This is a genomic window from Mitsuaria sp. WAJ17 (assembly GCF_014174515.1).
In the GTDB taxonomy this organism is placed as follows: domain Bacteria; phylum Pseudomonadota; class Gammaproteobacteria; order Burkholderiales; family Burkholderiaceae_C; genus Roseateles_B.
This window is the reverse complement of the sequence record NZ_JACJUG010000001.1, coordinates 13,379-34,865: the sequence shown is the minus strand read 5'-3', so window position 1 is coordinate 34,865 and position 21,487 is coordinate 13,379. Positions and strand designations below refer to the sequence as shown.

The following is a 21,487-nucleotide window of genomic DNA, read 5'->3' as shown; positions in this document are numbered from 1 at the left end:
GGGGCGAGGATCGGCTGTAAGCGAGTGCGTCCTGCTGCGGGGGCCTGGCCCGCTCCTGCAGCCTGCCCACACGCAATTTACTTCTAGCTACCAGGCGGGAACGGCAGTCAGCGTAGGCTCGGCGCCGTGAACACGAAAAGCCACCCCCCGAAGCAGACGCAGACGCAGACGCAGACGCAGACGCAGGCGCTTGTGCGCCGGCTCCTTCCGTCGTCGTCGGCGCCCATGGCCCTGTGCCTGGCGCTCGCCGTGCTCGGCGGATGCGCCGCGCCCCCTTCACCCACCGCTCCCACCGCTCCCACCGCTCCCACCGCTCCTGCGGCGCCTCCGCCCGCGGCCACGCCACCGGCCTCGGCAGCCGACCAGCAGCGCCGCAGCGAATTCGACAAGGCCCTGGACAGCTGGCATGGCGCCACGGTCCAGGAGTTGCTGCGCAAGATGGGCAAGCCCGAGGGCATCACGCGCCGGGCGGACGGCAGCTTCGACTACCGCTATTCCAAGTCCACGCGGGCCGGCGCCGATGGCCGGCCCGCCTTCAGTTGCACGGTGCGCTATCTGGTGGACGCCAGGGCACGGCACGTGGTCGGCCACTCGATCGACGGCTGCTGAGGCGCACCGGGCGGGCGGATGCCGATGCGGGCGGCGCGAGGCCGGCGCCGATGCCGCTATGCTCGCCCCACACCACCCACACCGCTGCCTGGCCGCCTGCCGACGCCCTATGGGGCCGTTGACGCAGCCGCCGGGCGGCCCCCACCGCCCGCATGCTGCTCGACCTCGGCCCTCTGCGCCACAACACCGCCTTCCGCCGGCTTTTCGCCAGCCAGTTCATCTCCGGGCTGGGCACCATGGTCAGCTATGTGGCCGTACCCTGGCAGCTTTACGAGCTGACGCGCTCCAATGGCCAGGTCGGCCTGCTGGGCCTGGTGCAGCTGCTGCCCGTGCTGCTGTGTGGACTGCTGGGCGGCGCCGTGGCCGACCGCATGGACCGCAAGCGCCTGCTGATCGCTTCCGAGGCGCTGATGGCCCTGTGCCTGGCCGGCCTGCTGGCCAACGCGATGAGCGCGGCGCCCAGCGCGGGCATGATCTATGCCCTGGTGGCGGTGCTCCAGGGGGCCAGCGGCTTCCACCGCCCCGCGCTGGAGGCGCTGACGCAGAAGCTTGCGCGGCCCGAGGAGTTCGCGGCCGTGGCGGCGCTGTCCTCGGTGCGGGGCACGGTGGGCATGGTGGCGGGCCCGGCGCTGGCGGGGCTGCTGCTGGCGCGCTGGGGGGCGGTGGGCGCCTACGTCTTCGATTTCTGCACCTTTCTGGCCGCGCTCTTCTTCATCGCCCGCATCCCGCGAGCGGCCATCGGCACGCCGGCCTCGCCCCAGGAACGCCCGCATCTGCTGGCTGACCTGGCCGAGGGTCTGCGCTTTGCCTGGCGGCGTCCGGAGCTGATGGGCACCTACATCGTCGATATCGTCGCCATGGCCTTCGCCTTCCCCGTGGCGCTGTTCCCGGCCATGGCCGCGGCGGATGGGCGCACCGAGACCGTGGGCTGGCTGCTGTCGGCGATGTCGGTGGGCGCGCTGCTCATTGGCGTCTTCAGCGGCTGGACGGGGCGGGTGAGGCGCCACGGCCGCGCCGTGGTCGTCGCGGCGGCCGTGTGGGCCCTGGGCATCGTGGCCCTGGGCTTCGCGCCCGGCCTGATGCTGGGCCTGGCCTGCCTGCTGGTGGCCGGCGCGGCGGACATGGTTAGCGGCGTGTTCCGCGGCACCATCTGGAATGAGACCATTCCCAACGAGCTGCGCGGCCGCCTGGCCGGCATCGAGATGATCAGCTATCTGACCGGCCCGCTGATCGGCAACGTCCGCGCGGGCTTCATGGCCGATGCCTGGGGCGTCTCCACCTCGGTCTGGCTGGGCGGTGCCATCTGCCTCGCCGGCGTCATCGCGACGGGCTTCGCCTTGCCGCGTTTCTGGGCCTATCGCAGCGCACCGGCGCAGATCGTCAAGGTGACCCCAGCCGCCCCGGCTTCCTGACGAGGGCCCGCTCGATGCGCCGCGGATCCCGGGCTTCGGTTCCCAGCGTCCAGGGCCAGTCCCGCACGCATTCGGCCGCCGGGCGGTTCAAGCCCGGCAGTAATCGCTGAAGCTCGCCACCAGATGATCGAAAGCAGCCCGCACGCGCGGCTCGCGGCGCAGGTCCCGGTGGGTGACCAGCCAGACCGGCAAGGCCGCCTGAAAGTCGTCGGGCAGCAGCTGCACCAGCCCGGGGTCCGCGCGTCCCAGGGCACGGTGCATCACCGCAATGCCCAGGCCGGCGCGGGCGAAGGCATGCTGGGCCGGGTGGCTGTCGGTGCGCAGCAGCATGCGATCGACGACGCTGCGCGGGAACCACTCCCGGGCCACGCGATGGTCGTCCACGGAGCGGTCGGGGCCGATGAAGTCGTGCTGGGCCAGCTCATCCATGGTGGCCGGATGCCCCTGGCGGGAGAGGTAGTCGCGGTGCGCAAACAGGCCTAGCGCGATGCTGCCGACCTTGCGCGCCACCAGGCTGTCCTGGGTGGGCTGCTGCATGCGCACGGCGATGTCGGCCGCCTGCTCGGACATCCTCGCCGGCCGATTGCTGAGCTCCACCTCGACGACCAGCGCCGGATGCTTTCTGCGCAGGCCGGCCAGCATGGCGGGCAGCACCTCGATGCCCACGGTCTCCGCCACCGAGAGCCGCACGGTGCCGCGCACTTCGCCGGGCGTCGCGGTGGCGGCGCGCAGGAAAGCCCGCGAGGCATGGTCCATGGCGCGCGCGTGGGCCTGCAGGGCCTGCGCCTGCCCGGTGGGCTGCAGGCCCTGGGAGGAGCGCGTGAACAGAGCCACGCCCAGGGCCTGCTCAAGGGCCTCCAGCCGGGCACGGACGGTTGGCTGCGCCAGGTTCAGCAACCGTGCAGCAGCCGACAGGCTGCCACCTTCCAGCACCGCAAGGAACACGTGCTGGTCATCCCAGGAGATGGCGTCATGCATCGGGATCGCTCATAGATTTTTAACTAGCAGGTTGGCATTGTTCGTCAATTGTCATCCAAGGTGACGCGGCCGATGATGCGCCCATCCCAACACACAGGAGTCGATGAGCATGGACAGCACGATCACCCCCGGCCGGACCACCCGCAACGGCACGAGGACGGCCCTGGTGCTGGGCGCTTCGGGCAGCATCGGCGGGGCGGTATCGGCCGCGCTGCTGGCGCATGGCTGGGCGGTGCGTGGCCTGGCGCGGCATCCGGACCGGACGCGCTTGCAGGGGTTGGCGCAGGGGCCGGCCGGGTCGATCGAGTGGCTGGCCGGCGACGCCATGGTGCGCGAGGACGTGGTCGCCGCTGCCGCGGGGGTCCAGGTGATCGTGCATGCCGTGAGCCCGCCGGGCTACCGGGACTGGGACCGACGGGTCCTGCCCATGATGGACAACACCATCGCGGCGGCCCGCGCGGCGGGCGGCGCCCGCATCCTGCTTCCGGGCACCATCTACAACGTCGATGCCGCTCGCACGCCGCTGCTGCTGGAGGACGGCCCGCAGCGGCCGGCCTCGCGCAAGGGGAAGATCAGGGTGGAGCTCGAGCGCCGGCTGGAGGCGGTCTCGGGCGAGGTCCCCGTGCTGATCGTCCGCGCCGGGGACTACTTCGGCCCGCGCACCCGCTCCAGCTGGTTCGCGCAGGCCATGGTCACGACGGGCCGGCCGGTGCGGCGGCTCACGCACCTGGCCCCGCATGTTGGCCATGCCTGGGCCTATCTGCCGGACCTGGCCGAGACCATGGTGCGGCTGTTGGAGCATCCCGGCCTGCGCCCCTTCGAGCGGGTGGGCTTCGAGGGCTTCTGGGATCCGGACGGGCGCGCGCTGCCGGCGCTGGTCGCGCAGGCCGTGGGAGCGGAGCGCCTGCCCGAGCGCACGTTTCCCTGGTGGCTGATGCGCCTGGCGGCGCCCTTCGGAGGCTTTGCGCGCGAGGCGGTCGATATCCTGCCCTACTGGCGCCACTCGGTACGCATCGACAACCGCCGCCTGCTCGAACTGCTGGGCGCGGAGCCGCGCACCCCGGCGCTGGAGGCCATGCGGCGGACGCTGCAGGGCCTGGCTTGCCTGCCGGAACCCGCGCAAGCGCCTGGCCTGGGAACCCCCACCCAATTGCCGGGCAAGACTTGACCCCGTCCGGCCGTCTGCTGCCGGCCGGGCCTGGCTTCGATCGCGGCGGCGGTGGATCTGTCACCCAATCCGGGGGGCGCCACGCGACTTGCCGGTGAGTGCAAGGGTAAATACCAAAGTAGTACCAATTGTGTCTGCGACCTGAAGGCGTTAGGGTGCGCTGGCGTCTGGTCGCTGGGGCGTCCGGATGGGCGAAGCAGTCCCTTTCACTGACCGCCGGTGATGGCGCCGCCAGGGTGGCGGGCGCGTGCCGGCATTGATCACGGAGACACAAGATGGTCCATCTGGAGCTTGAGCGGCAAGGCGCGCGGCGCCTTCGCGCAGGGCGTTTCCTGGGAGCGAGCCTGGCCGGCTGGCTGCTGTCCCTGGGCGCGGTGGCGGCGGTGCCCGGCACCGGCGAGGTGCTGGCGCCGGACATGACGGGGATGGACAGCGGTCAGCCCCTGCAGCTGGCGTGGGCCAAATGGTGGGGGCCGGCCGCCGATCGCTGGCAGTTGCTGCGCAATGGCGCCATCGTTTGCCAGGGACGTCTGGACGCCTCCAGTTGGACGCAGTGGCGCCAGGCCCAGCAAGGCGGCTGCAGCACGCCGCTGGGGGCCGGCGAGAACCGCCTGCAAGTGCGCCTGTGCCAGGGGAGTGACTGCAGCGACGGCCCGGTGCGCCGGGTGAACCTGCCCGCTGTGGTCCCGCAGGCGGCGGCGGCGGATTGGCAGGCCGGCGCGACCTACGTCAAGGGGGCGCGCGTGCAATGGGAGGGGCGGATCTACGAGGCGCGCTATTGGTCCAGGGGCGCGCAGCCCGGACAGGACCGCGAGGCCTGGCAGCTGCTGGCCAATGCACGGACCCAGGGTGCGCAGGTCGGGGTCAGCACCTGGCGGGGCGGGGCCCAGGCTGCCTACAGCGTGCTGTTTGACGACTACTGCGGCTGGAGCAACGATGACGGCCAGGTGCTGGGCGAGCAGGAGCTGGCACGACGGGGCCTGGTGGCGGCCTTCGGCGTGATGCCGGGCAGCTGCGGCGACCCGGCCTGGTCACCCCATTGGTCGCGGCTGAAGGGCTTTGTGTCGAGGGGGCATGAGGTCTTCAACCATTCCTGGGACCACGGCCACCCGATGGATGCCGACTGGGCTTACCGGAAATGGGGGGGCAACGAGCTGGAGATCCGTCAGTCCACGCAGAAGGTGGCCGAGATGCTGGACGGCTACCAGATGCAGTTCTTCAGCTTCCCCTTCGACGTGGCCACGGACGAGCAGCTGGCCTTCCTGAAGTCCATGCCGCAATACCTGGGCACGCGCACGCCCAACTACTGGCAGGCCAACGGCGTGAACGCGGCCGGCTTCAGCGACCCCTTCCGGCTGCGATTCCAGGTCTACGCCAATGCCGACCAGGGGGCGGACAACCCGGCTTCGCTGCCCAATTTCCTGCGCGATACCCTGGCGCAGGGCGGCTGGGGGCTGCGCGTCTTCCATTCCGTGAATGACGGCTACTTCGAGTCCGTGCCCCTGCCCGCCTACCAGGCGCACCTGGATGCCCTGCAGCAGGCCGTGCAGGCCGGGCGGCTGTGGGTGGCCGGCGTCTCCGAGGTCCTGCGCTACCGCGTGGCGCGCGAGGCCTGCGCGCTGACTGCGGAGCGGGTGGCGACCGGCCTCCTGATCAGCTTCGACAACCGGGGCGAGGCCTGCCAGCGTCACGCCACGCCTCTGAGCCTGCGGGTGGACGGCGCCGGCGGCACGCTGCAGGCCTGGCAGGCCGGTGCGGCCCTGCCGCTCAGTGTGCGTGGGGATGGCAGCCAGTGGGTGACGGCGAATCCGCTGCAGGGACCGGTGCTGCTGCGCTGACGCCGGGTGGGCGGGGCGCCTGCTGGCCAGGGTCTACAGGGGCTGGACCTGGAAGACCTGGCGCAGATAGGCCAGGAAGGTCTGGTCGTCGCACAGCGTCTTGCCCGGGCTGTCGCTGAGCTTGGCCACGGGCTGGCCGTTGGCATGGGTCAGCTTCATGACGATGTTCAGCGGCGTCAGTCCCAGGTCATTGCTGAGATGGGTGCCGATCCCGAAGCCCAGCTGCACCCGGTCGGCGAAGTGGCGGTACAGGGCGATGGCCTTGTCCACGCTGAGGCCGTCGCTGAACACCAGGCGCTTGGTGTGGGCGTCGATGCGCAGCCTGGCGTAGTGCGCCAGGGCTTTCTCGCCCCAGACGATGGGATCGCCGCTGTCGTGCCGCAGGCCGTCGAAGAGCTTGGCGAAGTAGAGGTCGAAGTCGGCCAGGAAGGCGTCCATGCCGACCACGTCGGTGAGGGCGATGCCCAGGTCGCCGCGGTACTCCTGCACCCAGTCCTCCAGCGCCGCCTTCTGATGGTCGCGCAGGCGCACCGTGCCCAGGGCCTGGAAGGTCTGAAGGTACTCGTGCGCCATGGTGCCGATGGGCACCAGGCCCAGCTCGCGCGCGAGCTTCACGTTGGAGCTGCCCTTGAAGTGCTGCGGCAGGGCATCGCGCAGCTGGCGCACGACCTCGCGCTGCCAATCACCCGAGAAGCGGCGGCGCAGGCCGAAGTCGAAGAGTTCGAAGGGGTGGCGATGGCGCGCCGCCTCCTGCGCGAAGGCCTGCAGCGTGGCGATCTTGGCGTCCAGGCGGCGCTGGCCCTCGGCGCGCACGGCAGGGCAGTCCAGGCGGCGGAAGTAGAGCTCGTTGACGATGGCCAGCACCGGGATCTCGAAGCCCATCACATGCACCTGCGGGCCGCGCGCCACGATGTGCAGGGTGTCGCCCTCGGTGCTGACCTCGATGAAGGCGCGCTGGAAGCGGAAGAGGCGCAGGAAGTCGATGAAGTCGCTCTTGATGAAGCGCAGGCTGCGCAGGTAGGCCAGCTCCTCGTCCGACAGGCTCAGGGCGCACAGCGCGTCGAGTTCGCGCTCCACCTCGTCCTTCAGCTGGCTCAGCGGAAAGGCCGGCGTGTTGCGGCACACGAAGCGGTACTCCGCCTGCGTCTGCGGATGGCGGTGCAGCAGGGCCTGCCACATGGTGAATTTGTAGAGATCGGTGTCCAGCAGGCTGCTGATCACGGGGGCCTGGGCGGGGGCGCTCATGAGGCGGTCCTTCAGAAGTCGGTGCTGAGGGCAAGCCGCACGCCACGGGCCTGCATGGCGGCGAAGAAGGCATCCTGCGCGGCCTCGAAGCCGGCCACGGGGCTGATGCAGTCACGCAGCAGCACCAGCTTGGCACAGGAGGCCGCGGGTAGGTGCTCGACCAGGTGCTCGACTGTGGCCCGCACGCAGTGGCTGCCGGCCTCGCCCGCGATCAGGAGCTGGTCCGCGCTGCCCAGCGCGGCCAGCAGCGGGCGGTTGAGCTGGGTGCGTGCGTCCTGCGCGTCGGGCACCTCGGCCTGCAGGGCGCTGTAGTGCTCAGTCCAGGGGTTTTCGCCCTTGCTGACGATCTGCACCGAGCGGCCCTGCGCATCGGCCCAGCGGTCCAGCGCGGCCTGCAGGCCGGCATGCACGGCCTGACCCCAGCTGCCCATCTGGCAGTGCACGGGCCAGACCATCAGCGTGTATCGGCCGGTGGCCTCGAGCGCGTCAAGATAGTCCAGCACGCGAGGCAGGGCCGCGGCCTCGCGCGGGCGCCACGTGCCGGCGCGGACCTCGGCCGCGGTGATCGGGGTGAAGGGCGCCGGGGCGGCCTGGCCGCTCGCATCCCGCCAGAAGCCGGGGTGGGCGATGTCAATGCGCTGGTGCGAATCCAGCGTCACGGTGATGCCCTGCAGGCGCGCGCCCAGGCGCTCCACCAGGGCTGCGGCGCGCAGCAGGTCATCATGGGCGCCGGCCACAGGCAGGGCCGGGCGGATGGGCGTACCCAGTGCCGGGTGCTGCGGCAGCCCCTCCTCGGGCAGGTCGCAGAAGTCGTTCTGGGGATCGATCAGCAGCAGCTGGGTGTTCATGGCGGTCCTCCTGTCCAGGTCTTTCGCAATGGGTTCATCATACGCCCACTTAAATGCAATATGAAATTAACTGGAGCCAGCGGCTGGATGAGGCGTGCGCAGGCCGGTCCAGCAGGCATGAGCGCTGCGGCCGCCCAGCCCGGGACCGGATTCGGCGCTATCCTCTGTTCGGTGAGCACTTCAACAAACTCCTCCCGCAAGCCGCCGTCCCTGATCTGCACCGTGGACCTGGTGCTGCTGACCCTCAGGAACGAGCAGCTGCAGGTGCTGCTGCTCAAGCGCGAGCGCGAGCCCTATGCCGGCGCCCTGGCCCTGCCCGGCGGCTATGTGAAGCCTGACCAGGACCAGGGCTGCGAGGAGGCCGCCCATCGCGTGCTGCACGAGAAGGCCGGCCTGGACGGGCTCTACCTGGAGCAGCTGGCCACCTTCAGCGGCCCGGGGAGGGACCCGCGCGGCTGGAGTGTGTCCGTGGCCTATGTGGCCCTGGTGGATGCGGGCCGCCTGGCCCGGCATGCGCCGCCCGCGGCGGGCTGCAGCTGGCTGCCCGTGGACCGGCTGCCCGCCCTGGCCTTCGACCACGGGCACATCGTGGAGGCGGCGGTGGCTCGGGTGCGCAGCAAGAGCCTCTATTCCTCGCTGCCGGCCCACCTGTGCCCGGAACCCTTCACCCTGCCCGAGCTGCATGCCGTCTACCAGGCGGTGCTGGGCGAATCGGTGAATGCCGTGAGCTTTCGCCGCAAGATGGACGAGCTGGACATCCTGGACCCCGTGGCCGGCGCCAAGCGCGCCGAGGGCGCCCATCGTCCGGCCCAGCTGTACCGGCTCAAGAAGGAATTCCGCCAGCGGCTGCGCCTGGTGGGGCGCGGCCTGAAGGCCTGAAGCAAGCGCCATCAGCTGAGCCGGAATACCGCGATCGCGCCGGCCAGGCGCTGCGACTGGTCCTTGAGACTCTCGGCCGCCGAGGCCGCCTGCTCGACGAGGGCGGCGTTTTGCTGCGTCATCTGGTCCAGCTGGCCGACGGCGGCATTGACCTGGGCGATGCCCTCGCGCTGCTCGTGCGCCGCGGCGCTGATCTCGCCGATGATGTCGCTGACGCGCTGCACGCTGTTGACGATGTCCTTCATATTGCTGCCGGCATCCGTCACCAGGCGCGAGCCCGACTCGACCCGCTCGACGCTGGCGGCGATGAGGGTCTTGATCTCGCGCGCGGCCTCGGCGCTGCGCTGCGCCAGGGAGCGCACCTCGCCTGCGACCACCGCGAAGCCACGGCCCTGTTCACCCGCGCGGGCGGCTTCCACAGCGGCGTTCAGCGCCAGGATGTTGGTCTGGAAGGCGATGCCGTCGATCACGCCGATGATGTCCACGATGCGCCGCGAGCTCTCGCTGATCTCCCCCATGGTCGCCACGACCTGGCCCATCACCGCCCCGCCGCGCTGGGCGGTCTCGGCGGCCGAGCTGGCGAGCTGGTTGGCGGTGGTGGCCGAGTCGGCCGTCTGGCGAACGGTGCCGGTGAGCTGGGTCAGCGAGGCGGCGGCCTGCTGCAGATTGGAGGCGGTCTGCTCCGTGCGCGCGGACAGGTCCATGTTCCCCGTGGCAATCTCGGCGCTGGCGGTGTTGATGCTGTCCGTCGAGTCGCGCAGCTCGCCGATCAGCCGCACCAGGGCGGCCTGCATGGTCTGCAGGGCGCGCAGCAGCTGGCCCGTCTCGTCGTTGCCTTGCGCCTCGATGCGCTGGCTGAGGTCGAAGTGCGAGATGGCATCGGCCAGGGCGGCCGCCTGGTGCAGTGGGCGGGTGATGGAGCGGGCCAGCCATAGCGCCAGCGCGCCACCGGTGACCATGGCGCTGGCCCCGAAGATCAGCAGGCCCAGGCGGGCTCGCTGGTTGGTGGCCAGCAGGTCCTTCACGACGACGTCGAGCCTGTCTCGCTGGGCCTGCGCGATCTCGCGGATGCTCTCCAGGTAGTCCCTGGACGCGGGCGCGAAGGACTGCTCGAAGAGCTCCTGGGCCTTGGCCGCATCGCCTGCCTTGCGCGCCGCGGCGATGGCGTCGCGGGTGTTGAGATAGCTTTTGCGCAGCTCGCTGACACGCTCGAAACGCGCGCGGTCCTCGGGCAGGAGCAGCAGCTTGTCCAGCTTCTGCTGAAGCTCCGTGGATCTCTTGGTGGACTCGGCCGCCTGCTGCGCGAAGTAGCTGGCCAGCTGGCCGTCGCCGCTGACCGCGATGGCGGTGGTGCGTGTGATGCCGTTGAAGACGTTGCGGTACCAGTCCGCGGCGACGCGCTCGGTGACCATGGTGTCGGCATGCATGGCCTCGATGTGTGCGGCCATGCGGCTAAGGGCCCAGTAGCCAAGGCCCGATCCGATCAGGGCCACCAGCAGCACCAGGGCCTGGACCAGGCTCAGGCGCTGGGCAATGGAGCGGGGGGAGGACAGGGATCGCATCATGACCATCTCCTCAGACCTCGCTCAGGGGACATGACGAGGCTGTAGGGATGTTCGCACGCAAGATGCCGTGCGGCCAGTGTCCTTGCACGCGGACCCCGCGCTCCGGGGCTCTCGCTCAGTCTGGCGGAGATCTGCGCCGGGCCTGCCTTGCCCGCCGCGCCTGGTCGGCGGGCGGTGCCGCGGCGCCTTCGCGCTGCAGGTCCAGCGCCCCTGCGGCCGCGGCCTTGAGCAGGCGCTGGAAGGTGGGGCACTGCGCATGGCTGGGCGCCGGGCAGGCGGCGGCATGGCGCAGGCCGCGGCTCACGGCGCGCAGGCGCAGGACCTGGGCGTCGATCTCGTCAGCCTTGGACGCTAGCAGGGCGCGGTCCACGCTGGGCTCGCCGCTGGGCAGGACCATGGTGCGGATCTCGTCCAGGGACAGCCCTGCCGCCTGCCCCAGCGCGATCAAGGCCAGCTGGTTCATCACGCCCGGCGGATAGCGCCGCCGGCCCGCCCCCTCTCGCTCGAGGGGGGCGATGAGGCCGCGGCGCTCGTAGTAGCGCAGGGTGGAGGCCGCCACGCCGGAGCGTCGGGCCACTTCCGCGATGTCCATCACAGAACACCTCTTGACTTGAAGTTGACTTCAACTTCTATCCTGCATCCCAAATGTTCGCCGGTCAAGGCACAGCGCGGCAGCGGACACAGTCAACTGGAGGTGCGTGATGGATGGATCAATCGACTGGACGCCCACCCTGGCGCAGGTGCTGGGCCTGGGGGTGGGCGCCACGGCGCTGATGGACCTGTGGCTCATGGGGCTGCGCCGGGCCGGCGTGGCGACCCTGGACTTTGCCCTGCTGGGCCGCTGGGCCGGGCACCTGCCGCGGGGGCGCTGGCGCCATGAGGCCATCGCGAGGGCCCTGCCGGTGCGCGGGGAGCGGGCGCTGGGCTGGTTCGTGCACTACGCCGTGGGCCTGCTCTTCGCGACCCTGCTGCTGGCCTGGCAGGGGCCGGCCTGGCTGGAGGCGCCGCGCCTCGCTCCCGCCCTGCTGCTGGGCCTGGCCACCGTGACGGCGCCCCTGCTGGTGATGCAGCCGGCCATGGGCGCGGGTCTGGCGGGGCGCCGCAAGGGGCCGGTTGCGCCGAACGTGCTGCGCAGCGCCGCCAACCACCTGGTCTTCGGCCTGGGCCTCTACCTCAGCGCACTGGCGCTCCAGCTGCTGCGCGTGGCCGCCTGAGGGCTGCCGCGCGCCCCTTCTCCCCACTCATTTGCAAGCCAAGGAATGAAGTCATGAAGACACTTGCCGTCATCTATCACAGCGCCCACGGGCACACGGCCCACATCGCGCACCACATCGCCGAGGGCGCACGCAGCGTGGCTGGCGTCGAGGTGGACCTGCTGCAGGCAGAAGCCCTCGCGGAGACTCCCGATGCCGTCACCGCCTACGACGGCCTGCTGATGGGCTCGCCCACCTACCTGGGCGGCGTTTCCAGCGTGTTCAAGCGTTTCATGGACGCCACCGGCCGCCTGTGGCGCCAGCAGGGCCTGCGCGGTAAGCTGGCGGGCGCCTTCACCGTGTCCTCCCTGCCCTCGGGGGACAAGCAGTCCACGCTGATGTCGCTTTTCGTCTTCGCCATGCAGCACGGCATGGTGTGGGTGGGCAACCCCATCCTGCCGGAGCAGCATGCCGGCGTGCCCGAGCACGAGGCGGCCAACCGCCTGGGCTCCTGGTCGGGTCTGATGGCGCAGTCCGGGCACGGCATGCCGGCCGACGCCTTCGAGCCGGGCGACGTCAAGACCGCGCGGATGTTCGGCCGCCACATGGCCGAGACCCTGCACCGCCTGGGCGCGGCCTGAAGCTTGGGGGCCACCATGATTCCTCCCCGCTTCGCAGGCCTCCTCTTCGCCCTGATCCTGTCGGGCCTGATGTCCGCGTTGGTCGCCGGCATCGCCAGTTGGGGCGCATCGGCGGCGACGTTGCAGGATCCGTGGCCCTGGCTGGCGGCGTGGCGTCGCGCCTGGCTCCACGCCTGGCCGGTGGCCTTTCCCGCCGTGCTGCTGATGGCGCCGCTGACCCGTCGCCTGGTGGCCTGGCTGACGACACCACGCTGACATCCGCGTGATGACCTCAGTCCAGCGGCCAGGGCATCCAGCGCGGCACGCGCGGCACCTCGGCGGGCGCCTGCGCCGGTGCGGCGGGCTGGCCCGCCTGGCGCCACCAGGGTGTGGGTCCCGGCGTGGCCTGCGCGGGCTCCAGGGCCTCGCCAAGCCTGGGCATCAGCAGGGGCACGCCGCGCCCCGGCGCCAGCTGAAGCAGGGTCTCGGCGGGCTCGTCCCAGTCATGGGTGGCCAGGTTGAAGGTGCCCCAGTGCACCGGCAGCAGGGCGCCGCCCCCCAGCCATTCCCAGGCCTGCAGCGCGTTCACCGGGCCGAGGTGGATGTCGCCCCAGGAGGGGTGGTAGGCCCCCACCTCCAGCATCACCAGGTCGAAGCGGCCGAAGCGATCGCGGATGGCCTGGTACTCGCTGCTGAGGCCGGTGTCGCCGCTGAAGAAGACCCGGTGCCGCGGCGACTCGATCACGAAGGAGGACCACAGCGTGGCGTTCCTGTCCTTGAGCCCGCGGCCCGAGAAGTGCTGAGAGGGCGCGGCATGCACGCGCAAGTCGGTGCCGGGCAGGGTGTGCGATTCCCACCAGTCCAGCTCGATGATGCGTTCGGGCGGGATGCCCCAGGCCTCCAGGTGTGCCCCCACGCCCAGGGAGGTGATGAAGGGCTGGGGCCGCTTGGCCAGGGCGCGGATGGTGGGGTAGTCCAGGTGGTCGTAGTGGTCGTGCGAAATCAGCACGGCGTCCAGCGGCGGCAGGGCGCGCAGGGGCACCGGTGCTGCCTGGTAGCGCTTGGGGCCCGCCAGCGTGGAGGGCGAGACCCGTGGGCCCCAGACCGGGTCGGTCAGCAGGCGCAGGCCGTCGATCTCGATCAGCACGCCCGAGTGGCCCAGCCAGCTGGCGCGCAGGCCGCTGGCGGGCGCGCGGGCCCAGGTCTGGCGGGGATTCACCACTGGCAGCGGGCCGGGCGGGCGCCGCCTGCCGTCGGGGCAGAGGATCTCCATCATGGAGGCACGCGGGCCGGCGGTGTCGCGCAGTCCGGGGGCAATGGGATGGACGTTGCGGAAGCCCTGGCCGTCCCATCGCGGCGAGGCCTGCATGCGTTCCAGACGTGCGCCGCTGGCGCGCTTGCCCATTGATTTCATGTGCAGGAACTCCCGGGGTGTCGAGGCTTCACATCCTATGCGTCGAGGGCCTCGGCGGTTCTCAGCGGGGGCCGCTGCTGGGCCGTCCGGTGGCCGGGGCTTCCAGAGGCTTCACGATGAGGCGGCTGGCCTGGACGGGCCCCAGATGACGGTCCGCCAGGCGCTGCACGGTGCCGTCGTGCAGCAGGCTCAACAGGGCCTCGCGCAGGCGGCGGCGCTCGGCCTCGGGCAGGGTCTTGCGCGACAGGGCCCAGGCGCCCACGCTCAGGGATTCCGGCCACCAGGCGCGCAGGGCCAGGTCCTCCGGCCACTGGGGTGACCCTTCGTAGAGCTCCATGGGATAGACCAGGACGGCCTCGATGCGCCGGGCCTTGAAGGCCTTCAGCAGGCTGGGCTTGTCGGCGCTTTCGCTGACCCGACCGGCCTGGCGCAGGGCCTCGATCCAGGGCTCGGTGGCGGGCGCATGGCGGGCGCCGCGCACGACGCCCAGGCGCAGGCTGGCGTCGGCCAGGAAGTCGGCAGGGCCGGACAGCCGGCGTGCCAGCTCCAGCGAAACCAGCAGGTGCAGCTGGGCCTGCACCAGGGGAACGAACTCCGCCAGGCGCTCGCGGTCCGGGGTGACCAGGGCGGCGGTCACGATGTCCGCGTCGCCCGTCTCCAGCGCCTGCCACAGCCGCACATTGCTGACCGCCGTGCCCTGCAGCCGGCATTGGCTGCGCGCGGCCAGGGCTTCCAGGAGGTCCACGTCCAGGCCGTGAGCCCGGCCGTCACTGCTGACTTCGTAGAGGCCGGGGTAGTGCTGGAAGGCCACGCGGAAAGGGCCGCAGGCCTGGGCGGCGGGCAGCAGCAGGGTGGCGAGCACGAGCGCGGCTCCGGCGGCCTGCAGCAGGAAGCAAGGGCGGGGGCCGGCGATCGGCATGCCTGTCTCCGACGTGAGTCTTGGCTCCCTGACCCGTGCGGGCGAGCGGACTCGGTCGAGGGCCGGCCCGCTTCATCGCAGGTCCCAGGATAGCGCGAGGCCCGGCAGGCCGCCGCACCCGCTGCGGGTGACACCCCGGCGTGCTCATGAAAAAGGCCCCGCTCGCGGGGCCATTCGTGCCGGGGGCGGGACGGGTCAGTGCACGCCGTGCATCTTCTTCTTCATCCAGGGGCTGAGCATCATCAGCACCAGGCCGGCGCCGATGGGGATCAGGGTGAAGATCAGGAAGAAGGTGGACATCGAGTAGGTGGCCGAGATGTGGTCGATGTAGGAACCCGACTTGCCGGCCAGCCAGTTGGCGATGGCGGTGTTCAGGAACCAGAAACCGAACATCAGGCCCAGCAGGCGCGCCGGGGCCAGCTTGGAGATGTAGGACAGGCCCACCGGCGAGACGCAGAGCTCGCCCATGGTGTGCAGCAGGTAGGCCAGGGTCAGGAACATCATGCTGACCTGTGCGGTCTTGGCGCCGGCGGGGATGCCGTTGGCGCCATAGGCCAGGGCGCCGAAGCCCAGGCCCAGCAGCACCAGGCCGACGCCGAACTTCACCGGGCCGCTCGGGTTCCAGTACTTCTCCCACATCTTGGAGAACAGCGGGGCCAGCAGGACCAGGAAGAAGGAGTTCAGCACGCCGAACCAGGTGGCAGGCACCTCGGACTGGTCCATCTGAAACTCGCGGTTGAGCATCCACAGCACCAGGGCCCAGATGCCGCCGATGGCCAGCACCAGCAGGGCATTGCCCAGCGGATAGCGCGACACGGTGTGGCTGGCCAGCTTGAACAGCAGCCAGCTCAGGATCACGGTGGGGATCACCGTCATCAGGCTGTTGATCACCTTGAAGGTCATGCCGGCGGTGCCCACCAGGGCGCGGTCGGTGTAGTCGGCCGCGAAGATGGTCATGGAGCCGCCGGCTTGCTCGAAGGCGAACCAGAAGAAGATGGTCGAGAAGGAGAACACGCCGATGGCGATCAGGCGATCGATCACCACGTTGCGGGGCGTGTCGTCCTCGGCGGCGGCCGCGGCGGCGGCGTTGCTGTCAGGCGAGCCGCCGATGTTGCCGAAGATGCCCTGGCTGAGGTGGAACTGTAGCGCACCCAGGATCATGAAGACGCCGGCCAGGCCGAAGCCCAGGTTCCAGCTGATCTTCTCGCCGATGTAGCCGCACAGCAGGATGCCGAAAAAGGCGCCCGAGTTCACGCCCATGTAGAACAGGGTGTAGCCGGCGTCGCGCAGGGATTCGTTGCTCTTGTTGTAGAGCTGGCCCACGATGGCTGAGATGTTCGGCTTGAACAGGCCCGTGCCCAGGATCACGAGTCCCAGGCCGGCGAAGAAGGTCGGCTTGGTCTCCATGAACAGGCAGATGTGGCCGGCCGCGATGATGAAGCCACCCAGCAGCACGGAGCGGCGCGTGCCCAGCAGCTTGTCGGCGATCAGGCCGCCGAAAATGGGCGTCAGGTAGGCCAGGCCTGTGTACCAGCCGTACAGCGAGGTCGCCTCTTCACGGGTCCAGCCCCAGCCGCCCTTGCTGGCCGTCGAGACCAGGAAGAGCACGAGCAGGGCGCGCATGCCGTAGTACGAGAAGCGTTCCCACATTTCCGTGAAGAACAGGACGAACAGGCTGTCGGGATGGCCGAGGATGGTCTGCGGCGCCCCTGGGGTCTGAATTTTGTTCAAACGACACTCCGTGCTGGATCGATGGTTCTGGGCCTGGAGCGCCCGGCGCCCTCTCGGACCGGATCGACGCAATCCACGGGTTGGCCGTGCACTGGGCTCACATAGGACAAGCCGCCTGGAGGCAGGCTCCGGCGGCGGCGGGCGTATTGTCGCCGCGCGTTTACAGCGTGTTTCTGCGGGTTCCTACCAAGGGCAAGACCTGGCCCCTATGTCTTTCGGCATAGGTTGCCAGGTCTTGCGGGGGCCGGCGGGCGGCCTGCGCACCGAATTCAGGCCCGCGGCTGCCAGCGCAGCAGGCGCAGGCCCAGCAGCACGACCAGCAGGGCGGCGCCCGCATCGGCCAGCACGGCCAGCCACAGGCTGCCCCAGCCCAACAGCGTGAGGACCAGCACCACGGCCTTGAGGCCCAGGGCCAGGCTGATGTTCTGCCACAGCACCTTCTTGCAGTCGCGCGAGAGGGCGATGAGCTCTGGCAGGCGGCGCAGATCGTCCTGCATCAGGGCGATGTCGGCGGTCTCCAGCGCGGTGGCGGTGCCGGCGGCGCCCATGGCGATACCGATGTCGGCACGGGCCAGGGCTGGCGCGTCGTTGACGCCATCGCCCACCATGGCCACCAGGCCGCGCTCGCGCAGGTGGGCGATGGCCGCCAGCTTCTGCTCGGGCAGCAGCGGGGCTTGGACCTGCCCCTCGGGCAGGCCCAGCTCGCGGGCTGCGGCCAGGGCGGCGCCGCGCTGGTCCCCGCTGAGCATGTGCACCTGAACGCCGACCGCCTCCAGCGCGGTCACGGCGCCCGCGCTGTGGGCACGCAGGCGGTCGCGCAGCGCCAGCAGGCCTTCGCAGTGCCAGCCCCCGGCCTCCTCGCGCAGCAGCCACAGCACGCTGCAGCCGGCCTCGCTCCAGGCGCGGGCGGCGCTCTCGGCGGCGGGGCTCAGGGCGGCCATCTCGCGCGCCAGGGTGTCGTTGCCCAGCTGCCAGGCCTGTCCGTCCAGCCGGGCGCGCACGCCGCGGCCGGGCAGGGTCACGAAGTCCTGCAGGGGGATGAGGGTCAGGTCTTGCGCTGCGGCGGCCTCCAGCAGGGCCAGGGCCAGCGGGTGGCGCGAGCCTGCGTCCAGGCTGGCCGCATGGCGCAGCAAGCCGGCCTCATCCAGCGGGCCCAGCGCCGTGCGCCCGACCAGGGCCGGCCGGCCTTCAGTGAGGGTGCCGGTCTTGTCCAGGGCGATGCTCTTCAGCAGATGGGCCTGCTCCAGGAAGAGGCCGCCCTTGATCAGCAGGCCGCGGCGGGCGCCCGCCGTCAGCGCGCTGACCACGGTCACCGGCGTGGAGATGACCAAGGCGCAGGGGCAGGCCACCACCATCAGCACCAGGGCCTTGTAGATCCAGGGCGTGAAGGGGGCGCCCAGCCACAGCGGCGGCAGCAGGGCCAGCAGCAGTGCGGCCGCGACGACCAGGGGCGTATAGACCCGCGCGAAGCGGTCCACGAAGCGCTGGGTGGGCGCGCGCTGCGCCTGCGCTTCCTGCACGGCCTGGGCCATGCGGTCCAGCAGGGTGTGGCCCTTGGCGGCCGTCACTTTCATCAGCAGCAGGCCTAGCTCGTTGACTGAGCCGGCCAGCAGGGCGTCGCCGGGCTGCTTGGGCACGGGCAGGCTCTCGCCGGTCAGCGCGGCCTCGTTGACGCTGGACTGGCCCTCGATCACCTGGCCATCCAGGGGCACGCGCTCGCCGGCCCGGATGCGCAGCACGGCGCCCAGGGGCACTTGCTCGCTGGGCTGCTCGGCCCACTGGCCGTCGGGCAGGCGCAGCCAGGCGGTCTCGGGCACCAGGGCGCTCAGCGCGCGGATGGCGTCGCGCGCTCGTGCCAGGCTCAGGGCCTCCAGCATCTCCGACAGGCCGAACAGCCAGACCACCATGGCCGCCTCCGGCCACTGGCCCAGGACCAGCGCGCCCATCACCGCCAGGCTCATCAGCAGGTGGATGTTGAGCGTGAGGCTGCGCAGGGCCACCCAGCCCTTGCGCAGGGTGGGCATTCCGCCCAGCACGACGGCCGCCAGGGCGCAGGCGATCACCGCAGCCTCGGCGGCGCCTGTGTAATGCAGGGCTTCGGAGGCCACCGCCGCCACACCGGCCGCCGCCATGCGCCAGCGCAGGGGCACCGGCACCGCGGGTGCAAGCGGCGCCACGCGCTGGGCGTCCAGCGGCACGGCATCCAGACCCGCGGCCCGGATGCGCTGCTGCAGGGCCTGGACCAGGCCGGCGGCATCCTGCGCGTCGTGATCCACGCTGAGCACGCGGCCCAGCAGGTCGAAGTGCAGGGCGCGGATGGCGGGCTCGCCGGCCAGGTGCTTGCGCAGCAGCGCCTCTTCGGTCGGGCAGTCCATGCCGGCGATGTGCAGGCGCAGGCGCTGCTGGCCCGGCGCCAGGCCGGCCAGGGGCACGTCGCTCAGCGGCGGCGCCTCGCAGCCGCTGCTGCAGCGGGCGTCGGCTGGGCCGTGGGCATGGCCATGCGCGTGGCCGTGCTTGTGATCATGCGCAGGCTCGACCCGCTCCGGACCGGCTGCGTCAGCCGGGTTCGGGCCGCAGCAGCAGGCCGTGGAGCAGGTGGGGGCAGAGGCATTCGTTTCCATGGAGGGGTATTCCACAGCCTGTAGCCACTCCAGAGTCAAGCGACTATGCTGCGGCCTTCTCCAGCAGCGCTGCCCCAGGGGCAGAAGGTCAGTGCCCATGCGCATCGGTGAGCTCAGCAAGGCGACGGGGGTCGATATCGAGACCATCCGCTTCTACGAGAAATCGGGGCTGCTGCCCGCGCCCGCCCGCAGCGGCAATGGCTACCGGGACTATGCCCAGCCCCAGTTGGAGCGCCTGGCCTTCATCCGGCACTGCCGCGCCCTGGACATGTCCCTGGCTGACGTGGATCTGCTGCTGCAAAGCCTGCAGAGCCACGATCCGCAGCAACTGGCCAGCGTGGATGCCCTGGTCGATGCGCAGCTGGCGCGGGTGCGGGCCCGGCTCAAGAGCATGCAGGCCCTGGAGGCGCAGCTGCAGGCGCTCAAGAGCCGTTGTGACGCGCGCCATGAGCAGCACGCCTGCGGCATCCTGGCCGAGCTGGTGGCGGCGGCCCATGGCGAGGCCTGCGCCTGCCATGGAGAGAAGCCGGACGAGGAAGCGCGCCGATGAGCAGCCCCGCTACCTTCGGCGCCCGCCGGCGGGCCTGTTTGCGCCCCTTTGTTCCGGTGCTGATCACCGCGCCCTGGCGCGAGCTGCTGCTGGGCGCCCTGGGCGTGGGCCTGCTGTGCACGGAATGGATCAGTCGCCACGCCCTGGCCATGCGCTCCCGGTTGTGGACACCAGCCAGCGCCTGGTGGGCATGACCACCCAGTCCGAGGTGGTGGCGGCCCTGTTCATGCGTCAGCCGAAGCAGGCCCGGCCCGCCTGAGTTGCAGGCGCCCGCTGGGGCGATGTCGATGCCTCGACCCCGTGCGCCCCCGTGCGCCCCCGTGCCGTCGCCGCATGCCCTATGCTTGGGCTGCTGTACCTTTCCTGCTTCATGGTCGCCAGCCAAGACCCTCTCCTGCGCTACCGCACCCTTTCGCTCTGGAAGCTGTGGCGGCATGGAACGCCGGGCGAGCGTGCCTTGCTGCTGGGCGGCTGGGGCCTGCTGCTCCTGCTGAGCATCGCCCTGGGCCTGGCCTCGGTGATCGGCCGCTGGTCCGGCCTGCCGCTGCATCTGGGCGGCGTGCAGGTCTACATCACCATCTACCCGCCCCTGCTGATCTGCCTGTGGCTGAGCCTGTGCTGGGGCTGGGGATGGGGCGCGGTGCCGGCCTACCTGGCCACGCTGAGCCTGGCGCTCTATGCCGGCATGCCCGGGTACTGGGCCCTGCTCTTCGCCTGCGCCAATCCGCTGGGCTTCGCCATCATGGTGATGGGCTACCAGGCCATCGCCATGCGACGCGACCTTCGCGGGCTCAGCGCGCTGCTGTTCTATGTCCAGCTGAGCTTCGTGGCGAGCATCTTCAGCTCCAGCGGCGCCCTGCTGTGGTGGTACACGAACGGCATCGACCGCACGGCCATGCTGGCCATCTGGCAGGGCTGGTGGCTGGGGTCTTTCGTGCAGAGCCTGTTCATCGTCGGCCCGCTGATGGCCCTGGGCTGGCCCGCCATCGAGGGCTGGCAGGCGCGCCATCCGGCCCTGATGAGAACCCCTGCGGGCGATCCGCGCCGCGCCGTGCTGCGCCTGCTGGCTGCCGTCACGGCGGCCGCGATCGCGTACGGCTTCCTGACCCTGCACCTGTCCTCCGCCCAGGTGGAGCTGCTGCGCGGTCTTCCCGGCGCGGCGCTGGGGCCGGCGCTGGAGGTGATGCTGCAGAGCAGCTGGGTCTTCTTCGGCGTCTTCTCGCTGATCGTGCTGTTCATGGCCTTCTTCGGCTACCAGCTCTTCGTGCACTGGCAGCGCTCGGTGGACCAGCTGCTGGCCGAGCTGCAGCACGCCAATCGCGGCCTGGAGACCCTAGCCCACACCGACGCCCTGACGGGCCTGCTGAACCGTCGGGCCGCTGACGCGCGCCTGCTCGCCGAGTGGCACCGCACCGTGCGCACGGGCTCCGGCGCCGCCCTGGTGATGCTGGACATCGACCATTTCAAGCAGATCAACGACCGCTACGGGCACCTGGCGGGTGATACCGTGATCCGCACCCTGGCCCAGGCCATCAAGGCGGAGGTGCGCGAGATGGACATCGCCAGCCGCTATGGCGGCGAGGAATTCCTGGTCCTCCTGCCGCAGACCGGGATCCAGGGCGCCCGCGGCTTCGCCGAGCGCCTGCGCCGGCGAGTCGAGGCCTGCGGGGCGGTGCATGCGGGCAAGGTCATCCACTTCACCATCAGCCTGGGCCTGGCTGAGCTGAGCGCCCGGGATCCTGCCCACCTGAGCGTGCTGGACCGTGCCGACCAGGCGCTCTACGGCGCCAAGAAGGCCGGGCGCAACCGCACGCAATGCGCTCCGGCCCCTGGCGAGGCCCAGCCCGAGGCACCGCAGGCCTGAGCCCGGCCTCCCTGGCCGGCGGCCTCAAGGCCC

Annotated in this window: 20 protein-coding genes; 11 read left to right on the top strand and 9 right to left on the bottom strand. The window is 70.9% G+C overall.

Annotated features, from left to right (window positions below; translation table 11 throughout):
- The first annotated feature begins 126 nt into the window (after positions 1–126).
- Both H5407_RS00155 and H5407_RS00150 read left to right on the top strand, forming a co-directional pair.
- Positions 127–609 carry a hypothetical protein gene (locus H5407_RS00155; protein ID WP_183102387.1) on the top strand — a complete coding sequence of 161 codons (483 nt, stop codon included), beginning with the start codon at positions 127–129 and terminating at the stop codon, positions 607–609.
- 152 nt (positions 610–761) lie between these two features.
- Positions 762–2,021: an MFS transporter gene (locus tag H5407_RS00150; protein WP_183102386.1), complete on the top strand. Its 1,260-nt coding sequence runs from the start codon at positions 762–764 to the stop codon at positions 2,019–2,021.
- Between the two features lie 87 nt (positions 2,022–2,108).
- Here H5407_RS00150 and H5407_RS00145 read toward each other — a convergent pair whose 3' ends face one another.
- Entirely contained in the window at positions 2,109–2,999 is an 891-nt protein-coding gene (locus H5407_RS00145) for a LysR family transcriptional regulator (protein WP_183102385.1), read from the bottom strand.
- A 109-nt stretch (positions 3,000–3,108) separates the two neighbouring features.
- Between H5407_RS00145 and H5407_RS00140 the strand changes: the two genes are divergently transcribed.
- Together H5407_RS00140 and H5407_RS00135 are read left to right on the top strand one after the other, a co-directional pair.
- On the top strand, positions 3,109–4,167 hold the full coding sequence (locus H5407_RS00140; protein WP_183102384.1) for an NAD(P)H-binding protein: 1,059 nt from the start codon (positions 3,109–3,111) through the stop codon (positions 4,165–4,167).
- Positions 4,168–4,442: 275 nt separating this feature from the next.
- Entirely contained in the window at positions 4,443–6,005 is a 1,563-nt protein-coding gene (locus H5407_RS00135; RefSeq protein ID WP_183102383.1) for a carbohydrate-binding protein, read from the top strand.
- Positions 6,006–6,038: 33 nt separating this feature from the next.
- Here the strand turns inward: H5407_RS00135 and pncB are convergent, their stop codons facing one another.
- Both pncB and H5407_RS00125 read right to left on the bottom strand, forming a co-directional pair.
- Positions 6,039–7,250, bottom strand: a complete 1,212-nt coding sequence (pncB, locus tag H5407_RS00130) for a nicotinate phosphoribosyltransferase (RefSeq protein WP_183102382.1) — start codon at positions 7,248–7,250, stop codon at positions 6,039–6,041.
- Between the two features lie 11 nt (positions 7,251–7,261).
- On the bottom strand, positions 7,262–8,098 hold the full coding sequence (locus tag H5407_RS00125; protein WP_183102381.1) for a cysteine hydrolase: 837 nt from the start codon (positions 8,096–8,098) through the stop codon (positions 7,262–7,264).
- A gap of 171 nt (positions 8,099–8,269) precedes the next feature.
- Here H5407_RS00125 and H5407_RS00120 point away from each other — a divergent pair, with 171 nt between their 5' ends.
- Positions 8,270–8,977, top strand: coding sequence for an NrtR DNA-binding winged helix domain-containing protein (locus H5407_RS00120; protein WP_310737592.1), 708 nt, complete (start codon positions 8,270–8,272; stop codon positions 8,975–8,977).
- 11 nt (positions 8,978–8,988) lie between these two features.
- Here H5407_RS00120 and H5407_RS00115 read toward each other — a convergent pair whose 3' ends face one another.
- Together H5407_RS00115 and H5407_RS00110 are read right to left on the bottom strand one after the other, a co-directional pair.
- Complete coding sequence (locus tag H5407_RS00115; protein WP_183102379.1) at positions 8,989–10,542, bottom strand: methyl-accepting chemotaxis protein; 1,554 nt, start codon at positions 10,540–10,542, stop codon at positions 8,989–8,991.
- A 115-nt stretch (positions 10,543–10,657) separates the two neighbouring features.
- Positions 10,658–11,134 (bottom strand): helix-turn-helix domain-containing protein, encoded by a 477-nt coding sequence (locus H5407_RS00110; protein ID WP_183102378.1) that lies wholly within the window; start codon positions 11,132–11,134, stop codon positions 10,658–10,660.
- A gap of 109 nt (positions 11,135–11,243) precedes the next feature.
- Here H5407_RS00110 and H5407_RS00105 point away from each other — a divergent pair, with 109 nt between their 5' ends.
- Genes H5407_RS00105 through H5407_RS00095 form a run of 3 tightly spaced genes read left to right on the top strand, consistent with a single transcriptional unit; the run spans position 11,244 to position 12,631 of the window.
- Positions 11,244–11,756, top strand: a complete 513-nt coding sequence (locus tag H5407_RS00105) for a DUF2938 family protein (RefSeq protein ID WP_183102377.1) — start codon at positions 11,244–11,246, stop codon at positions 11,754–11,756.
- A gap of 53 nt (positions 11,757–11,809) precedes the next feature.
- Positions 11,810–12,376, top strand: a complete 567-nt coding sequence (locus H5407_RS00100; protein ID WP_183102376.1) for a flavodoxin family protein — start codon at positions 11,810–11,812, stop codon at positions 12,374–12,376.
- A 15-nt stretch (positions 12,377–12,391) separates the two neighbouring features.
- Positions 12,392–12,631, top strand: coding sequence for a DUF2798 domain-containing protein (locus H5407_RS00095; RefSeq protein ID WP_183102375.1), 240 nt, complete (start codon positions 12,392–12,394; stop codon positions 12,629–12,631).
- Positions 12,632–12,647: 16 nt separating this feature from the next.
- Here the strand turns inward: H5407_RS00095 and H5407_RS00090 are convergent, their stop codons facing one another.
- The 4 genes from H5407_RS00090 to H5407_RS00075 form a co-directional block, all read right to left on the bottom strand.
- Complete coding sequence (locus tag H5407_RS00090) at positions 12,648–13,769, bottom strand: MBL fold metallo-hydrolase (protein ID WP_183102374.1); 1,122 nt, start codon at positions 13,767–13,769, stop codon at positions 12,648–12,650.
- 61 nt (positions 13,770–13,830) lie between these two features.
- Complete coding sequence (locus H5407_RS00085; RefSeq protein WP_183102373.1) at positions 13,831–14,688, bottom strand: ABC transporter substrate-binding protein; 858 nt, start codon at positions 14,686–14,688, stop codon at positions 13,831–13,833.
- Between the two features lie 195 nt (positions 14,689–14,883).
- The gene (locus tag H5407_RS00080; protein WP_220800375.1) at positions 14,884–16,419 is read right to left on the bottom strand and encodes a peptide MFS transporter; all 1,536 of its coding nucleotides are present in this window, start codon (positions 16,417–16,419) and stop codon (positions 14,884–14,886) included.
- A gap of 269 nt (positions 16,420–16,688) precedes the next feature.
- The gene (locus H5407_RS00075) at positions 16,689–19,040 is read right to left on the bottom strand and encodes a cation-translocating P-type ATPase (protein WP_183102372.1); all 2,352 of its coding nucleotides are present in this window, start codon (positions 19,038–19,040) and stop codon (positions 16,689–16,691) included.
- 97 nt (positions 19,041–19,137) lie between these two features.
- Here H5407_RS00075 and H5407_RS00070 point away from each other — a divergent pair, with 97 nt between their 5' ends.
- From H5407_RS00070 to H5407_RS00060, 3 genes are all read left to right on the top strand, one after another.
- On the top strand, positions 19,138–19,590 hold the full coding sequence (locus H5407_RS00070) for a Cd(II)/Pb(II)-responsive transcriptional regulator (protein ID WP_183102371.1): 453 nt from the start codon (positions 19,138–19,140) through the stop codon (positions 19,588–19,590).
- Positions 19,587–19,784: a hypothetical protein gene (locus H5407_RS00065; protein ID WP_183102370.1), complete on the top strand. Its 198-nt coding sequence runs from the start codon at positions 19,587–19,589 to the stop codon at positions 19,782–19,784. The genes H5407_RS00070 and H5407_RS00065 overlap by 4 nt, the downstream gene beginning before the upstream one ends.
- A 146-nt stretch (positions 19,785–19,930) precedes the next feature.
- Positions 19,931–21,454: a GGDEF domain-containing protein gene (locus H5407_RS00060; RefSeq protein WP_255500984.1), complete on the top strand. Its 1,524-nt coding sequence runs from the start codon at positions 19,931–19,933 to the stop codon at positions 21,452–21,454.
- Positions 21,455–21,487 lie beyond the last annotated feature (33 nt).

What these genes read in the sequence shown, in the direction of transcription:
- H5407_RS00090 (WP_183102374.1), bottom strand. Translation starts at nt 13,769, where the DNA reads ATGAAATCAATGGGCAAGCGCGCCAGCGGCGCACGTCTGGAACGCATG.
- H5407_RS00070 (WP_183102371.1), top strand. Translation starts at nt 19,138, where the DNA reads ATGCGCATCGGTGAGCTCAGCAAGGCGACGGGGGTCGATATCGAGACC.
- H5407_RS00075 (WP_183102372.1), bottom strand. Translation starts at nt 19,040, where the DNA reads ATGGAAACGAATGCCTCTGCCCCCACCTGCTCCACGGCCTGCTGCTGC.
- H5407_RS00115 (WP_183102379.1), bottom strand. Translation starts at nt 10,542, where the DNA reads ATGATGCGATCCCTGTCCTCCCCCCGCTCCATTGCCCAGCGCCTGAGC.
- H5407_RS00085 (WP_183102373.1), bottom strand. Translation starts at nt 14,688, where the DNA reads ATGCCGATCGCCGGCCCCCGCCCTTGCTTCCTGCTGCAGGCCGCCGGA.
- H5407_RS00125 (WP_183102381.1), bottom strand. Translation starts at nt 8,098, where the DNA reads ATGAACACCCAGCTGCTGCTGATCGATCCCCAGAACGACTTCTGCGAC.
- H5407_RS00150 (WP_183102386.1), top strand. Translation starts at nt 762, where the DNA reads ATGCTGCTCGACCTCGGCCCTCTGCGCCACAACACCGCCTTCCGCCGG.
- H5407_RS00145 (WP_183102385.1), bottom strand. Translation starts at nt 2,999, where the DNA reads ATGCATGACGCCATCTCCTGGGATGACCAGCACGTGTTCCTTGCGGTG.
- H5407_RS00110 (WP_183102378.1), bottom strand. Translation starts at nt 11,134, where the DNA reads ATGGACATCGCGGAAGTGGCCCGACGCTCCGGCGTGGCGGCCTCCACC.
- H5407_RS00060 (WP_255500984.1), top strand. Translation starts at nt 19,931, where the DNA reads ATGCTTGGGCTGCTGTACCTTTCCTGCTTCATGGTCGCCAGCCAAGAC.
- H5407_RS00135 (WP_183102383.1), top strand. Translation starts at nt 4,443, where the DNA reads ATGGTCCATCTGGAGCTTGAGCGGCAAGGCGCGCGGCGCCTTCGCGCA.
- H5407_RS00100 (WP_183102376.1), top strand. Translation starts at nt 11,810, where the DNA reads ATGAAGACACTTGCCGTCATCTATCACAGCGCCCACGGGCACACGGCC.
- pncB (WP_183102382.1), bottom strand. Translation starts at nt 7,250, where the DNA reads ATGAGCGCCCCCGCCCAGGCCCCCGTGATCAGCAGCCTGCTGGACACC.
- H5407_RS00065 (WP_183102370.1), top strand. Translation starts at nt 19,587, where the DNA reads ATGAGCAGCCCCGCTACCTTCGGCGCCCGCCGGCGGGCCTGTTTGCGC.
- H5407_RS00095 (WP_183102375.1), top strand. Translation starts at nt 12,392, where the DNA reads ATGATTCCTCCCCGCTTCGCAGGCCTCCTCTTCGCCCTGATCCTGTCG.
- H5407_RS00140 (WP_183102384.1), top strand. Translation starts at nt 3,109, where the DNA reads ATGGACAGCACGATCACCCCCGGCCGGACCACCCGCAACGGCACGAGG.
- H5407_RS00105 (WP_183102377.1), top strand. Translation starts at nt 11,244, where the DNA reads ATGGATGGATCAATCGACTGGACGCCCACCCTGGCGCAGGTGCTGGGC.